The organism is Niallia laureatilytica (assembly GCF_046613985.1).
Taxonomy (GTDB): domain Bacteria; phylum Bacillota; class Bacilli; order Bacillales; family Cytobacillaceae; genus Niallia.
The window spans coordinates 1-14122 of record NZ_JBKKHP010000016.1 but is presented as its reverse complement, the minus strand read 5'-3'; the positions used below and the strand labels follow the sequence as shown (position 1 = coordinate 14122).

Sequence of the window (14122 nt, the reverse complement as noted above, 5' to 3'; positions counted from 1 at the left end):
GGAGATAAATAATGCAAAGATATAAAGGGATAGTCAGCTATGACGGCACCGAATACTGCGGTTTTCAGTTGCAGCCAAAAGACCGAACTGTTCAAGGAGAAATTGAAAAAGCTCTTAAAAAGCTTCATAAAGGCAGTGAAATTAAGATACAAGCATCGGGCCGTACAGATGCAGGTGTTCATGCAAAGGGTCAAGTTATTCATTTCGATTCAGATCTTGATATTCCTGCAGGTAAGTGGGAGCTTGCTTTAAATGCACTGCTGCCGCATGATATTGTTTTTTCCACAATAGAGGCGGTTGATAGGAGCTTTCATGCGAGATACAATGTGCAGGGCAAGGAATACCGTTATTTTATTCATCTCTCTGAAAGGAGAGACCCGTTTAAGCGTAATTTTGCCTATTATTACCCATATCAGCTGGATATAGGTGCCATTAGGGAAGCACTGGAGTATTTCATCGGAGAACATGATTTTACGAGTTTTTGTTCCATGAAGACAGACAAAGAAGATAAGGTTAGGACCATTCATTCCATGAGATTGGTGGAAGAAGGGGACATGCTTGTTTTTTGCTTCGAAGGGAATGGTTTCCTGTACAATATGGTCCGGATTATTATTGGGACGCTGTTAGATGTGGGCAGAGGCAAACGAAAGCCGGAATCCATTAAAGAGATACTAGAGAAGAAAGACCGCAAAGCCGCAGGAAAGACAGCTTCTGCAAACGGACTTTATCTTTGGAAGGTCTTTTATTAGGGCCGAAAGAGCCAGGTTTTCAAGAAATATTCATAACAACTAAACCTGGTGTAACATTTTCTTGACATATGCCACTCTAGCATATATCATAATATGGTATGTATTATAAACCCACATTAAGCCCCGGAAACTTATTGTGTGAACATATAGACGTAAATCATTAAAACAAACAAAAAATTAAAAACTTACATTCAGGAGGGAAACTCATGCGTACAACGTTCATGGCTAATTCAAATACTGTTGACCGTAAATGGTACGTGATTGATGCTGAAGGCAAAACTTTAGGTCGTCTTGCTAGTGAAGTAGCATCAATTCTACGTGGTAAACACAAACCAACTTTCACACCACATGTGGACACTGGTGATCATGTTATTCTTTTAAATGCTTCAAAAATCGAATTGACTGGTAAAAAATTGACTGATAAAATTTACTACCGTCACACAATGCATCCAGGTGGACTAAAGCAAAGAACAGCTTTAGAAATGCGTACAAACTACGCTGAGAAAATGCTTGAGCTTGCTATCAAAGGCATGCTTCCAAAGAATTCTCTTGGTCGTCAAATGTTTAAAAAATTACATGTATACGCTGGTAGCGAGCATCCGCACCAAGCACAACAACCAGAAGTTTACGAACTTCGCGGATAATTAATAAGGGAGGTAAAAAAAATGGCACAGGTTCAATATATCGGTACTGGTCGTCGTAAAAGTTCCGTTGCACGTGTACGTTTAGTACCAGGCGACGGTCAAATCATCATCAATGGTCGTGAAATTGAAAACTATATTCCATTTGCAGCTTTGCGTGAAGTTGTAAAACAACCATTAGTAGCTACTGAAACTACTGGAAGCTACAATATCCTAGTAAACGTTAGCGGTGGAGGTTACACTGGTCAAGCTGGAGCTATCCGTCATGGTATCGCTCGTGCTTTACTACAAGCAGATCCTGAATACCGTCCAACACTTAAACGTGCTGGATTGCTAACTCGTGACGCTCGTATGAAAGAACGTAAAAAATACGGTCTTAAAGGCGCTCGTCGTGCACCTCAGTTCTCAAAACGTTAATTTTGCGTTTCAAAGACCCTTTCCACTTTTGTGGAAAGGGTCTTTTTTATGTCTGAAAATTATCTCTGACGGCGGCCTATGTTAACTCCTAAATATAAATCTTCACATCTAATCATTCTAGAGCTTAAATATCTTTTAATTTATGATGCAGGGGGCCTTTAAAAGTTAGTAACGTTATATAATAATATAGGTTAAACTTCTTCAATTGGTTTATAGAAGCTTTTGGCGGGATATTCTAAATCGAGGACTGATTAAAATAAGCTGAATGGAAAAAATTATTAAGATAATTAGCATTTCTTAATAAGCGCATTTATTTTATAGCTGCTGTTTCTTGAACAAAGGATAACCCTGAAGATATATCTTCAGGGTTATCCTTTGTAATTAAACTATTGACCGTTAATCAATATTTTGTTTTTGTCGCACGTATTTGGCTATTTTCAACAGTTTGTCCAAATTAACTTTTTGATTCCACATAGTTTTCGCATCATCTGTCATATAAGGATAAATATATTGATCAATCACAACCTGATAATCTAAGTCAAATTTGTAAAACTGTTAACTTAAATAAAGAAAATGATGATGTTGTTTTTTATAATATCTTCTTAAAAAGACTGGTCGTTTGATGTGCCAAAAAACCAAATTGAATGAACAAAATAAAGATATCACTACAACCGGGGAGCAAACTACCATCTTTATTTTTCTTATTTTTATCAGGGAGGATCCAGCCTTCCTTTTCTAAACTTTTTTGATCTCTATTTTTTGATTTCATATGGCACCTCTATATATTCATTTAATTTACTGCTACTCATCGTTAATACAAGCAAGACGATCTAACTGTCATTGTCTTTCAGTCTCTTCTCTAACTCTTTCAACATTATTTGCAGAGCTTTCTAATTCTCGACTGATTTGAAATAAATTGTCTGAAAGTCTTTGAAATAATGTAGCTGTCTCATCAAGCATTGAAGTAAATTTTCTTCGAGCTTCCCCTGTCCAAGGATCTGTATTTTCATGTACACTCTGCATTAATTTCAATTCATCTAATTTTAATGTTTCAGAAGATTCATGGAAAACCTTTGCTAATGCACGGACTCTCCGAATTCATAAACTTCCGTTCGTTTTATACTTGCTTTTCTATTCATTGGCCTTTTAGATTAAAATAATGGCTAAGTAAATATTACTATGATTTCCACATAACTTCCATAAGTCATCACGAGTGGTGTAATTAGAAATGAATATAGGAAACGTAACCTTCATACCTTGTGCAATTGATATTTGCTTTTTTATAGTGGGGGACGTACCTCAGTCCTTATAAGTGATTTCTTGCTCTCAAACATTTGCCTTTGGGAACTTTATTTTATTTATGGTGTGAATTGCTAAAAGAATGAATCTAGAAGTATAAAAAGAGGGGATGGGGAAGATAAACAGAGAAGAAAGACCCGTTCTTTTTACGGGCCTTTCCATCACTTATTCGTTCCTTTGAGCAAGGTTGCTTATTTCATCAGCTGTAAGTGAGCCATCATAAATCTTCAATTCATCCATGCTACCTTTAAATGGTGGGTCCCACCAGTTCACGCCTAAACTAAAGCTTGTGCTAGCCGTTGTGAATATGTTTGGGAATCCTGTGCCTTTATATTTTTCATTTCCGTTTACGTACACGGAGATCGCATCCTTATCAACTGTAAAAGCAAGATGTGTCCACTCACCCGTTTTTATTTGGCTGCCGACAGATGCATCATACCATGTAGAGCTGCCTGACCATACTTCTGTGCTTCCATTTCCTGTGCCATATGGAAGCAGACTTATCCAGTTGTTACTGTCTCTTGCACCGAAGAAAGTAGTAGTGTATTGCGTCAGCTGTTCTGGTTTAATCCAGAGAGAAACACTATAGCTATCACTAGATATTAATCCGTTTGGCAAGCGGATGCCTGAAGCTCCGTCAAATTTTGCTGCTTTTCCTCCGTTTACTCCATCTGTATAGGAGATTGTTCCACCATTATTATCAATTCTATTTCCTGTCACTGTACCGCTGCCGAATTGTGCATTGCTGTCACTTAAATCACCTTCGAATGAGTATTGGGCTGCCAAGCCATTTTCCTTATATGGCAAAACAGTAATGACGAAGGTTTTAGTAGTCGTGGACTTGCCTTTTGTAATAGTTGCGGTTAGCGTTGCTTCTTTACTGGCAGCACCAGCCTCTGGACGTGTTACTGCACCTGTTGCTGATATGAGATTTGAATCAGAGGTTTTCCAAGTAATTGTTGTATGACGGGTTCCCTCAGTCGGCAAGGATATATTTGAAACTACGTTAGCTGTATCACCAAGGTTTAGGTCGGTTTTTACATCCTGGACTATTTCCTTGTCTGACTTATCTTCCATTTTGCTGCCCCAGATTGTAACTCCTTCGTTTGACATTGCTGTAAATGCCATCACATAGCTTTTGGACGTTTCATCCCATTGGCGGACAAACACACCGTTATAGGTACTGCCATCGATTTTTATTTCTGCTTCGTTATGACTTGTTTTTTTCCAAGTACCTGTCGCATCTCCTGTTATTTTACCGTTTTTATTCAGTTCAATATAAACTGATTCTGTAATATCGCCTGAATAAGCTTTTCCATGATTAATGAACTGATATTGGCCTATAAGATTTTGTCTATTCACTTTTTCTAACTTTTCCCCGCTGTAGCGGTATGGTGCTGCAACAGGCCAGCCTTCACTGTTCATGAACATTTGATGGACACGTACTTCATGCATTTCACCTGTTTCAGGGAAGCGGGAATGGAATACTAAGAAATGCTGCCCAGTTTTAGAATCGATGAAAGCTGAGTTATGCCCAGGAGATACATAGCCGACTCCGATACCAGTTCCTGGATCGCCAATTCTTCGTTCAAACAGGAAATTTCCCATTACCTTATTTCCGTATGGAGAATTGTCAACATTCCCAGGTAGCACTGCAGATTGACCACTTGCATCTACATAAGGACCATCAGGTGATTTGGAACGGAACAGCCTCATATTATAACCTCCATCAGCACCTAACCAGCCATATGTCACATACAGATAATAATATTTCGTATTTTTATCATAAACCACATACGGACCTTCTCCAGATTTGTAATAGCCTCCGGCGATTTTTGTGCCGAAGTAGCGGTCAATCATTCTGCCGTCCTTTGTTTTTCCGTCTTTGCCAGGATAAATTGGTTTTCCAGTTTTCTTATCAATTTCCAACAGATAAATTCCGCCAGACCAAGAACCATATGTCATCCACAACTTGCCGTCAGCAGCTGTGAACACATTAGCATCAATCGCATTAGGATAAAGATTATTGTTATAGGAGCCGTCAGCATTAAACCAGCTGTCGTTTTCATTTGTTAATTCTTTAGAGCTTATTAAGTTACTGATATTTGTATTTACCCATTTTTTATCAACATTGCTGTTAGCATCTTTTGCACTTTGTTTTGTGAAACCTGAATACACAATGGTGTCGACATATTCAAATGGACCTTCAATATTTTGAGAAACTGCATAACCGATCGCTGAGCGTATATATGTGGAGGAAGCACTGTAGTAAATCATGTAAGCACCTTTGCTACCATCCTTATTAACATAATTTTCGTTCCAGAAAACATCCGGAGCCCAAACAGCAAAACCTCCTTTGCTGTCGGAGTCATTTTCGCCAGCCCATTTGAATGATCCGGCTAAATTTTTGGATAAATCTCCATACAGCTTGTTATTAGGTGTTGTATACCCATTTGTGAATGTCTCCCAATTTATTAAATCGTTTGACTTGGCTGCTTCAATATGAGAACCAAATACATAGTATGTGTCACCATCCTTGATAATAGATGGATCATGAACAGATACATTTTGAAAACTAGGATTTGTGCTAGAAGGGGATTTTTGTTTATCTTTTTCTGCAAAGGCAGCGCTGGGAATCATCAATACAAAAGCTAGAATGGCGGACAGCAAAACCCGCATATGATTTGTTTTCATTGACAGATCTCCTTCATTTTGAAATGGAAAATTACTTGCCAAAGGACAACTCCATTCTAAGAGGCGATGTTATGTATGAGGGAGGAGCTCCGTTGTGGTGAACTAAGTGATTATCGGCTTTATCAACTCCTTTTCTCTTAATTTTTGAAACGCTTTCATAATCTATCATACGTTAACAAAATTAGGAAAACAGAACCTATTGGCCTATTTTTAACTACTAATTTCTTTGAATAAAAATACTTAAATAATAACGTTTTTTGGAAATAGTAGAAACTAATCTGGCTTTTCACCCGTATAACAATTACAAGGCTTGGAGGTGAATGAAGAATGTATACAAAAATTGAGGAACCGAATAGATGTATTTCTGAAAAGGCAATGAAAGTGTGGCGGATATCGGAAGCTCTCCTAAATGGGGGAATTCTAGTTGTACTTGGCATAGTATATTATTTAGATGTTTATTTTGATTGGAAGTACTGGATAGGCTGGATAATAATTGGGCTTCTTGGGCTAACAGTATTATCCGCAATTTGGGGGATTATTCTTGAACCGTCATTAAAGCAAAAATATTGGCGTTATGATGTGGATGAAGAGTTCATTCAATTGAAATCAGGTATCTGGAATAAACAGCATCAACTCATTCCGATGACAAAGGTACAATCTGTTGAACTTATTCAAGGGCCATTATTAAGAAAATACGAGCTGTATTCCATCTCTGTCGGCACAATGGGCAGCAGTCATAAAATACCAGCTATACCGCAAGAAGAAGCACGAGAACTAAGGGATCAGATAGCACATTATGCAAAAATAAAGGAAGTGGAATGATGGAAGGGAGAACAGTAAGGCTGCATCCGGTAAAAATGCTGCTGGACCTCATTACATTGGTTAAAACCAATATAATATTTATTTTCTTTCTTTATGTCATCCATTTTGGCACAGACAATAAGGTTTGGATAGCTTTACAGTATTTATTTGCAGTATTTATACTTATTGCCATTGTTTATATAATCTTTGATTGGTGCTTCTACCGTTATACAGTGAAAGATGAAGCTATTCATATTATATCGGGTGTCATAAAAAAATCAGAGCGGGTTATTTACTTAAATAAGATACAAAATATTCAAAGACGCACTACTGTTATCCATAAGTTATTTAATATCTCTTCCATTACTATGGAAACTGGTGAGTCAGGGGATAATGGTTCGATTGCACTGCCTGCTGTCTCTCGAAAGGAAGCAGATTGGCTGGAGACTATAGCTTCAACTGAGTATATGGATGTACCTGATGAAGCGGCTGAGGATAACATAGAATATACGGTGGAGAAAACAAATGACAGACAGATTCACTTTATAGCGTCAAAAAAAGATGTCTTAAAGGCATCCTTTACATCATTTAGTTTTTTTGCACTAATTCCTGTTGTTTTTTCTATCTATTCCAATGTAGAAGATGTTTTCCCTGTTACAAATAAAATGGGGGATTGGTTTAGCAGCATTATGAGATACTGGTGGATGATCGCTATACTGCTGTTTCTTTTTACAATAGCTGCAGTTGCTTATGGTGTAATCTCCACGTACTGGAGATATGGAAAATACCAAATATTATCTGACAGCAATAGAATTTATATTAGAAAAGGACTTGTGGATGAGGTTGCATTTTCTATCTTAAAAGAGAAGGTGCAAGCAATTGAAGTGATCCAATCGCCTTTGAAAAGAATCCTGAAACTTGCAGAGGTCAAGTTAGTCAGTGCAGGGGAGACAGGGGAAGAAGATTTAAAGACAAACTCTCTTTATCCGTTTTTGCCGATAGAGAAAGCATATGAAATTGTTCATGAATTATTGCCTGAGTACAAAATTCATTCAAAAATGACTAGCCTGCCGAAGAACGCGCTAGCAGCAAGGTTGTTAAGACCGAGCTATTTATGGATTATATCATTAATTGCTCTATGTATTTTTAAACCAGGTTTATGGTATGCATCGTTTGCCGTATTGCTGTTTGTTTATCTATTACGAACTCTGGACTTCGTGAACAGCCGCTATATAGTAAAGGATGAATATATCCAGATTAAAACAGGCAGCTTCCAAACGTCCTTATTTCTCACAAAAAGAAATAAAGTAATCGAGATTGAAGTAGGACAGTCCCGTTGGCAAAAGCGATTTGGTTTAGCGACAATTGATATTGTCAACCGTTCAAAGCCAATTGTACATACTGAAATATCGGATATTCCGTATGAAGCAGCTGCTGGCTTTTATTATTGGTATAGGATGCGGACAAAGGAAATTCGCATTGATAAGCAGTAGTGACATCTTTTCCTATCGTTCCCCAATCAATGAAGTGTATACAAGTACATATTTCCTTCAATGTTCTTGTTTTTTTCGTTCATACTAATAAGGCAAAAGATTTAATGAAAGGAAAAATCTCATGCTGACTAAACAACAACTTAATGAATTCCAATCACTGTTAGAAAATGAAAAACAAGACATAGAAGAAAGATATGATATAAATGATCACTTAGGTTTAATCCGCAGTCATGCACATGATTCGGTTGGGGAATTATCGAGTTATGATAATCACCCAGGAGATGAGGGCACCGAGTTATATGAAAGAGAAAAGGATATTGCCTTAAATGAGCATTATAGATTTGAATATGCTGGTGTTGTAAATGCGTTAAAGGCAATTGAAAATGGAACATATGGAAAATGTGAAGAATGTGGAAAGGAAATTCCTCTTGAAAGACTTGAAGCTCTTCCAACAGCAAGATATTGCATTGAGCATACCCCGGACCAAGTTGTTTCACACGAGCGGCCGGTAGAGGAAGGTGTGCTTATGCCTCCATTTGGAAAGTTTGACATGGATGAACAGGATGAAACAGTTGCATATGATGCGGAGGATTCCTGGCAGGATGTTGAGAGCTTTGGTACGTCAGAGACTCCATCTGACTTTGTTCATCCTGTATTTGATCATTATAATGATCTCTCCATTGATTCTTATGAAAATGTTGGGTACGTAGAGGAGTATGAAAATTTTGTAGGTGTTGATATAGAGGGAAAAAATATCACGGTATATCCTAATCAGCAGCATAAAAGATATGAGCAGAGCTTAGATGAAGAAGGAATCATGACGAGCTTCGGAGATTTGCCTGCATATGAGCATGATCCTTATGTTGAAGATGAGGATGGCAGAGAACGCTAATAAGAAAGGTCAGGCACACATCTAGATTTATATCTAGTGCGCAGCCTGACCTTTTTGTTTAAAACAACAGTTCATATATGTCGTTTAGGTGGTGAGCCCTTTTGGAGTCTTGCTCGTTTTTAGCATGCTGTATTTCCTCTTCTAATACTTGATTTAAGAAGCTACTTTCTTCTTCGGATAATTCGCGGACAAATGCTTCTTCTGATTTATAATGACCCTTCATCATTTTGCTGTAAATGCTTTTTCCAGTATCTGAACGGTCTGTATACAGAGATAAAACTTCTCTTACATAGGCTAATGACTGATTCATTTAAGCACCTCATACTTATCATTTTTTCTATATTATTATGGGTTATTCTCTTGATTTTTATTATCCGTCTTACATTTTTCCATATATAGAAACATCCATATTATTTGGATATGGAAATTAGCCTTATCCTTGAATTGCTCCTCTCGATTAGTTAAAAACTATTTTCAAGAGGTGAAATCAGTGACAGTTATTATGAACTTCGATTTAAAAAAAAGAGAAAAACAAATAAAATATGAAAGATCTGTTCTTAAAGAGCTTTCTGTAAAGGATTTAAAAGAAAAGGTTGCTCGTTATTTTGGCTCATCTCAATTGACATCAAGCGTTATTATGAACGAAGGTATGGAAGAGGCTTGTTATGATGTAGCTATTGAAGCATTTTTGTTAGGGGCAAACTTTAGCAAGTTCAGCGCATGGGGTGAAGATATCCCCACTATTAAAAATAGATGCTTAGAAGAAGATAAACATTTAAAGGATACATTATTTCATTTTCTCCTCTACTGGGGAAGTGAAGAAAGCAGTAAAAATGAATCGCTATACTATCTTTGTGAACAATTCGTAAATGCATGGTGGTTAGAGGGTTTTAATAAAGCAATTAAAAGAAAAAAACTTAGACTTCATTAAAATCAGGCGGTGCGCACACCGCTTGATTTTTTTCTGGTTTGTTCTAAATTGCCTCCTTGTCCCATATATTTAGAATAAGGACGAGCAGCAGGAGGGATTGACTAGGACAGTGAATAAAAAACTTAAAATCAGTATATTTGCAGTGGGACTCATCCTTCTTTTTTTCATCTTGCAATTTGACTTTTCTGATGATGATTCATGGGACGCTTGGAATTTGCCTTTAACCGGGAAAATTATTGTCATTGATCCTGGTCATGGTGGCCCAGATGGTGGAGCGGGTGATGAGGAAGTGTTAGAGAAAGATGTTGCTTTGGATGTATCCTTAAAAATCCGCGATTATCTTCAAGAACAAGGCGCGCTAGTTATAATGACTAGAGAGGAAGATAAGGATTTAGCAGGGGATGATGTAAAGGGATATCGCAATCGGAAGGTAGCAGACCTGAAGGAAAGGCTCAATATGATTAATTCCTCAGATGCTGATTTGTTTTTAAGTATACATCTGAATGCCATTCCGTCCTCTAAATGGAGCGGAGCACAAACCTTCTTTTCCCCACAGCTGGAGGATAATGAGATTGCCGCAAAGTTTATTCAAGATGAGCTGATTGATAACCTGGAAAACACAACAAGAAAAGCAAAGCCACTAAACAGTGTTTATATTTTAAAGTATGCCAAAAAGCCAGGTGCTTTAGTGGAAATTGGTTTTCTATCCAATCCTGCAGAGAAAAAGAACTTAATGGATAAGGAGTACCAAAATAAAATAGCTGCATCCATCTATAAAGGTGTTAATCGATATTTTTCTAACGAGGATGCAATTAAAGGGGAATAGCTATAGGCTGATTCTCCTTATTCTTTTCTCCCGTAATTCCTGGGAAATATAAAGGGAGAATCTGAAATATGTAAAGGTTATCATTTTCTATGTTATACTTACTAAAAAGAGGAGGGGATTGTCATTTTAAACGCAGAAGCGATTGAACGCATGATAGAACAGATAACAGATCCTTTTTTACATAAGACATTGTTAGAATTGAATTCCATAAAGGATTTAAAATGGGATGCAGAAAAGTCACATGTCAGCATTAAGTTAGCAGTTGCGGAAATGGGATCTCCTGCACAAATGGAATTGCAGCAGGAAGTTGTCAGCATACTTAAACAAAATGGGGTGCAGACTGTTGGTATGCGATTCACTGAACTTTCAAGTGCCCTAGTCCGGGAGATACAAGCAGAACATGCTGAGATGGAAAATAAGAATTCCCCTACATATATTGCTGTGGCCAGCGGAAAGGGAGGGGTTGGTAAATCAACTGTTTCTGTCAACTTGGCTGTTTCTATGGCAAGGCTTGGAAAAAAGGTTGGGCTTCTAGATGCAGATATATATGGATTTAGTGTTCCTGATATGATGGGAATAACGAAGAGACCGGAAGTGGTAAATGATCGAATTATACCTGTAGAGCGTTTAGGAGTACAGGTCATTTCTATGGGTTTCTTTGTTGAGGATAATGCCCCAATCATTTGGAGAGGTCCTATGCTCGGGAAAATGCTGACAAGCTTTTTGCAAGAAGTGGAGTGGGGAGATTTAGATTATCTCATTCTAGACTTGCCACCTGGAACAGGTGATATAGCTTTAGATGTACATACGATGCTACCTTCTAGCAAAGAAATAATTGTAACAACTCCACATCCTACTGCAGCATTTGTAGCAGCTAGAGCGGGAGCAATGGCAATAAAAACGGAACATGAGATATTAGGTGTTATTGAAAATATGTCCTACTTTGAGAGTAAATTAACAGGAGAAAAGGAATATGTGTTTGGACAAGGCGGGGGCAAGAAGTTGGCAGAGGATTTGCAAACCTCCATGTTGGGACAGCTTCCGTTAGGTCAGCCTGATTGGGATAAAAATGATTTTGCCCCTTCTGTTTATGGGCAGGAACATGTAATAGGCGATATCTATATAAAGATTGCAGAGAAGGTCATTCAAAAGGTAGGAAAATAAGAAGCCTAAATAAAAGAAAGCAGGGGATTCCCTGCTTTCTTATTTTGACTAGATTTTAAAGGACTTAGTATTAAAGTTAGAGGCTGCCTCTTTAGCTGCTTTGTCGAGCATTTCCTGAAACTTTTTCTTGAATTCAGGTGTATCCATTGATTCCTGCATAACCTGCATTAGATGTTCTCGATATTCTGTGCTTTTTAACACATTTTTCAAGTCTGATTCAATTGCCGGGTCTTGCAGTAGTTCGACCATCATCTTTCGATAATCTGGATCCTTCATCAAGTCTTTGAGTAATTTCTCATTCTCTGTTTTCAGGCTTTTTGCCATTGTTTCTGCAAATTCCGGATCTTTAAATTTCTCTGTCCAAAACTTAGCTGCTTTATCAGAAACTAAAGTAGATTCAATGGTCTTTGTTACAGCCTCTTCATTCATTACGAGATTTTCCTTAATTTCTTCATCCCCAATAACATCACGTATTGCTTTTTTTCCGTCATCGGTTTTTAGTATATCTACTACCATTTTTTTGGTTTGGTCATAGTCCATCTGTTGCGCAGACTCGCCGGCTGAACATCCGCTTAAAATGGAAAGAGATAAAAGCAGGACGATGCTGTATTTTTTGAACATTGCAGCTGCTCCTTTCAAAAGGAAATATCCCTGTTCATTAGGATGCTTTGTTTTTTATTTATTATTCCTTTCGATTTCAAGTTTGCAGGATATGTTTTGCCGGGAATAGGGGATAATGATAAAGGCCCTTAATGAAATAAATCATCAAGGACCTTTATGTTATGGGAATTAATTCACTTCTTTTGAACTTGAGTCAGCGTTTGAAAGCATTTCTGTTACAGAAACGAACTTCAAGTTTTTGTCTTTGAGATTGTCGATTATCGCTGGCAGTGCGTTAGCTGTCTGCTTAGCTGAATCTGATGCATGAAGCAATACAATATCTCCTTTTTTTGCCGGAGCAACGTTTTTAACAATTTGTTCGGTTCCTGGATTTGTCCAATCTTTAGAATCAACACTCCAATGAACAAGTGTGTAGTTGTACCTGTTTGTGATGGTTAAAGCCTTTTGGTCAAAATGCCCTGTTGGTGCTCTGAATAAGGAGATATTCTCCACTTTCAGTTTTTCAAATGCTGTTTTTGCTTTTGAAACATCTTGATTAATCTTTTCTTCTTTTACATCGGAATAATCAACATAGTCATAGCCGAGGATACCAATTTCATGGCCTTCCTTAACGATTCTTGCGATGAGGTCAGGATGTCTTTCAGCCCAAGAACCAGCGAGAAAAAAGGTAGCGGTCACTTTCTCTTTTTTTAATATATCCAATATCGGCTCAGCTTTTTCATCGCCCCATCCGATGTTGAATGTCAATGCAATACCCTTTTCTCCTTTATAAACTGCTTTAGGTCCATCCTTTGATGAAAAGACAGGGACTTGTACAATGTTTTCCATATACAAGAACCAAGCGGTAAAGAAAGATACGACAACGATTAATGTTAACTGCTTCAACCTTTTGCCATTAAGTACATAAAAGTTATTCATACTAAGCTCACCTCGTCCAATTTACTGCTTGGTTCATCCTATGCAGAGAAAGAAATGAAAATAACAAAAAAAGTTTATTCATAAAAAAATATAAGATGGCAATAATACTGAGACAAAGTGCCATTATATTTGTTGATGATGGATATCATCTCTCCTAGATTGCAGAGGCTGTATATAGGAATAATAAAATTTCACACAAGTACATCAAGGAGGAGCCATATGGTAGGACTACTATTAACGCAAAGAGAAGTGAAGGAAATAGAGTATTTGATTAAACGGGAATTAGACGAAATATTGTTGGATCTAGGTGATGAAAGAATTGATATTGTTGTCAAGAAATCAATGGTAGAAAGGTATAAAGACCTTTTTTCATTGTTCAAAAGAGTTGCTTCTCCAAAAGAGTGTATGAATTATATCATTAAGGATAATAAGTACCTGGATGAAAAAATATAAAAAACTTCTAAATAGTTGTTGACGAAGTTTAGATAACTTGCTATATTAATAAACGTCACTTCGACAAAAAACACCAAAATAAAAAAGTTAAAAAATATTTGACAATGAGTTTTGGTTATGTTAAATTGATAAAGTCGCTTGAGAGAGCGGCATGAAATTGCTCTTTGAAAACTGAACAAACAAAACGTCAACAATAATCGTTTTTATAACTTGCGTTATAAAA

At 37.2% G+C, this 14122-nt stretch carries 16 protein-coding genes and 1 pseudogene; 10 read left to right on the top strand and 7 right to left on the bottom strand.

Going from position 1 to position 14122, the window contains the following annotated elements; genetic code table 11:
• The first annotated feature begins 11 nt into the window (after window positions 1-11).
• The 3 genes from truA to rpsI all read left to right on the top strand — a co-directional run bounded on the left by truA (window position 12) and on the right by rpsI (window position 1807).
• Window positions 12-749 (top strand): tRNA pseudouridine(38-40) synthase TruA, encoded by a 738-nt coding sequence (gene truA / locus ACLIJJ_RS24295; RefSeq protein WP_251647796.1) that lies wholly within the window; start codon window positions 12-14, stop codon window positions 747-749.
• Between the two features lie 206 nt (window positions 750-955).
• Complete coding sequence (gene rplM / locus ACLIJJ_RS24290; protein ID WP_127742459.1) at window positions 956-1393, top strand: 50S ribosomal protein L13; 438 nt, start codon at window positions 956-958, stop codon at window positions 1391-1393.
• Between the two features lie 21 nt (window positions 1394-1414).
• Window positions 1415-1807, top strand: coding sequence for a 30S ribosomal protein S9 (gene rpsI, locus ACLIJJ_RS24285; protein WP_150911003.1), 393 nt, complete (start codon window positions 1415-1417; stop codon window positions 1805-1807).
• 396 nt (window positions 1808-2203) lie between these two features.
• On the opposite strand, the pseudogene ACLIJJ_RS26950 reads toward rpsI, so the two are convergent.
• The 4 genes and pseudogenes from ACLIJJ_RS26950 to ACLIJJ_RS24270 form a co-directional block, all read right to left on the bottom strand.
• Window positions 2204-2335: pseudogene (locus ACLIJJ_RS26950) on the bottom strand (DUF5381 family protein); the annotation flags it as partial.
• Window positions 2336-2396: 61 nt separating this feature from the next.
• Window positions 2397-2576, bottom strand: coding sequence for a hypothetical protein (locus ACLIJJ_RS24280; RefSeq protein WP_233318719.1), 180 nt, complete (start codon window positions 2574-2576; stop codon window positions 2397-2399).
• A 68-nt stretch (window positions 2577-2644) separates the two neighbouring features.
• A complete protein-coding gene (locus ACLIJJ_RS24275; protein WP_311315989.1) occupies window positions 2645-2905 on the bottom strand; it encodes a WXG100 family type VII secretion target in 261 nt (86 codons plus the stop codon).
• A gap of 366 nt (window positions 2906-3271) precedes the next feature.
• The gene (locus tag ACLIJJ_RS24270; RefSeq protein WP_411411837.1) at window positions 3272-5800 is read right to left on the bottom strand and encodes a LamG-like jellyroll fold domain-containing protein; all 2529 of its coding nucleotides are present in this window, start codon (window positions 5798-5800) and stop codon (window positions 3272-3274) included.
• A gap of 327 nt (window positions 5801-6127) precedes the next feature.
• Between ACLIJJ_RS24270 and ACLIJJ_RS24265 the strand changes: the two genes are divergently transcribed.
• The 3 genes from ACLIJJ_RS24265 (at window position 6128) to ACLIJJ_RS24255 (ending at window position 8986) form a co-directional block, all read left to right on the top strand.
• Window positions 6128-6622, top strand: a complete 495-nt coding sequence (locus tag ACLIJJ_RS24265) for a PH domain-containing protein (RefSeq protein ID WP_233318723.1) — start codon at window positions 6128-6130, stop codon at window positions 6620-6622.
• Window positions 6619-8094 (top strand): PH domain-containing protein, encoded by a 1476-nt coding sequence (locus ACLIJJ_RS24260; RefSeq protein WP_411411836.1) that lies wholly within the window; start codon window positions 6619-6621, stop codon window positions 8092-8094. The genes ACLIJJ_RS24265 and ACLIJJ_RS24260 overlap by 4 nt, the downstream gene beginning before the upstream one ends.
• A 121-nt stretch (window positions 8095-8215) precedes the next feature.
• Window positions 8216-8986 (top strand): TraR/DksA C4-type zinc finger protein, encoded by a 771-nt coding sequence (locus tag ACLIJJ_RS24255; RefSeq protein WP_233318726.1) that lies wholly within the window; start codon window positions 8216-8218, stop codon window positions 8984-8986.
• A 58-nt stretch (window positions 8987-9044) separates the two neighbouring features.
• Here the strand turns inward: ACLIJJ_RS24255 and ACLIJJ_RS24250 are convergent, their stop codons facing one another.
• Entirely contained in the window at window positions 9045-9296 is a 252-nt protein-coding gene (locus ACLIJJ_RS24250) for a sigma-G-dependent sporulation-specific acid-soluble spore protein CsgA (RefSeq protein WP_233318728.1), read from the bottom strand.
• Between the two features lie 180 nt (window positions 9297-9476).
• Here ACLIJJ_RS24250 and ACLIJJ_RS24245 point away from each other — a divergent pair, with 180 nt between their 5' ends.
• The 3 genes from ACLIJJ_RS24245 (at window position 9477) to ACLIJJ_RS24235 (ending at window position 11907) form a co-directional block, all read left to right on the top strand.
• Window positions 9477-9917, top strand: coding sequence for a DUF2521 family protein (locus tag ACLIJJ_RS24245; protein WP_233318730.1), 441 nt, complete (start codon window positions 9477-9479; stop codon window positions 9915-9917).
• A 109-nt stretch (window positions 9918-10026) separates the two neighbouring features.
• Window positions 10027-10743, top strand: coding sequence for an N-acetylmuramoyl-L-alanine amidase CwlD (gene cwlD / locus ACLIJJ_RS24240; RefSeq protein WP_233318732.1), 717 nt, complete (start codon window positions 10027-10029; stop codon window positions 10741-10743).
• 123 nt (window positions 10744-10866) lie between these two features.
• On the top strand, window positions 10867-11907 hold the full coding sequence (locus ACLIJJ_RS24235; RefSeq protein ID WP_233318745.1) for an Mrp/NBP35 family ATP-binding protein: 1041 nt from the start codon (window positions 10867-10869) through the stop codon (window positions 11905-11907).
• 48 nt (window positions 11908-11955) lie between these two features.
• Here ACLIJJ_RS24235 and gerD read toward each other — a convergent pair whose 3' ends face one another.
• Both gerD and pdaB read right to left on the bottom strand, forming a co-directional pair.
• The gene (gerD, locus tag ACLIJJ_RS24230; RefSeq protein WP_233318734.1) at window positions 11956-12528 is read right to left on the bottom strand and encodes a spore germination lipoprotein GerD; all 573 of its coding nucleotides are present in this window, start codon (window positions 12526-12528) and stop codon (window positions 11956-11958) included.
• A 168-nt stretch (window positions 12529-12696) separates the two neighbouring features.
• The gene (pdaB, locus tag ACLIJJ_RS24225; RefSeq protein ID WP_233318736.1) at window positions 12697-13446 is read right to left on the bottom strand and encodes a polysaccharide deacetylase family sporulation protein PdaB; all 750 of its coding nucleotides are present in this window, start codon (window positions 13444-13446) and stop codon (window positions 12697-12699) included.
• A 219-nt stretch (window positions 13447-13665) separates the two neighbouring features.
• On the opposite strand from pdaB, the gene ACLIJJ_RS24220 reads away from it, so the two are divergent.
• Window positions 13666-13899, top strand: coding sequence for a hypothetical protein (locus ACLIJJ_RS24220; RefSeq protein ID WP_233318738.1), 234 nt, complete (start codon window positions 13666-13668; stop codon window positions 13897-13899).
• Window positions 13900-14122 lie beyond the last annotated feature (223 nt).

Excerpts from the sequence above, each read along its gene's own strand:
- truA (WP_251647796.1), top strand. The coding sequence starts at position 12 with ATGCAAAGATATAAAGGGATAGTCAGCTATGACGGCACCGAATACTGC.
- rplM (WP_127742459.1), top strand. The coding sequence starts at position 956 with ATGCGTACAACGTTCATGGCTAATTCAAATACTGTTGACCGTAAATGG.
- rpsI (WP_150911003.1), top strand. The coding sequence starts at position 1,415 with ATGGCACAGGTTCAATATATCGGTACTGGTCGTCGTAAAAGTTCCGTT.
- ACLIJJ_RS24280 (WP_233318719.1), bottom strand. The coding sequence starts at position 2,576 with ATGAAATCAAAAAATAGAGATCAAAAAAGTTTAGAAAAGGAAGGCTGG.
- ACLIJJ_RS24270 (WP_411411837.1), bottom strand. The coding sequence starts at position 5,800 with ATGAAAACAAATCATATGCGGGTTTTGCTGTCCGCCATTCTAGCTTTT.
- ACLIJJ_RS24265 (WP_233318723.1), top strand. The coding sequence starts at position 6,128 with ATGTATACAAAAATTGAGGAACCGAATAGATGTATTTCTGAAAAGGCA.
- ACLIJJ_RS24260 (WP_411411836.1), top strand. The coding sequence starts at position 6,619 with ATGATGGAAGGGAGAACAGTAAGGCTGCATCCGGTAAAAATGCTGCTG.
- ACLIJJ_RS24255 (WP_233318726.1), top strand. The coding sequence starts at position 8,216 with ATGCTGACTAAACAACAACTTAATGAATTCCAATCACTGTTAGAAAAT.
- ACLIJJ_RS24250 (WP_233318728.1), bottom strand. The coding sequence starts at position 9,296 with ATGAATCAGTCATTAGCCTATGTAAGAGAAGTTTTATCTCTGTATACA.
- gerD (WP_233318734.1), bottom strand. The coding sequence starts at position 12,528 with ATGTTCAAAAAATACAGCATCGTCCTGCTTTTATCTCTTTCCATTTTA.
- pdaB (WP_233318736.1), bottom strand. The coding sequence starts at position 13,446 with ATGAATAACTTTTATGTACTTAATGGCAAAAGGTTGAAGCAGTTAACA.
- ACLIJJ_RS24220 (WP_233318738.1), top strand. The coding sequence starts at position 13,666 with ATGGTAGGACTACTATTAACGCAAAGAGAAGTGAAGGAAATAGAGTAT.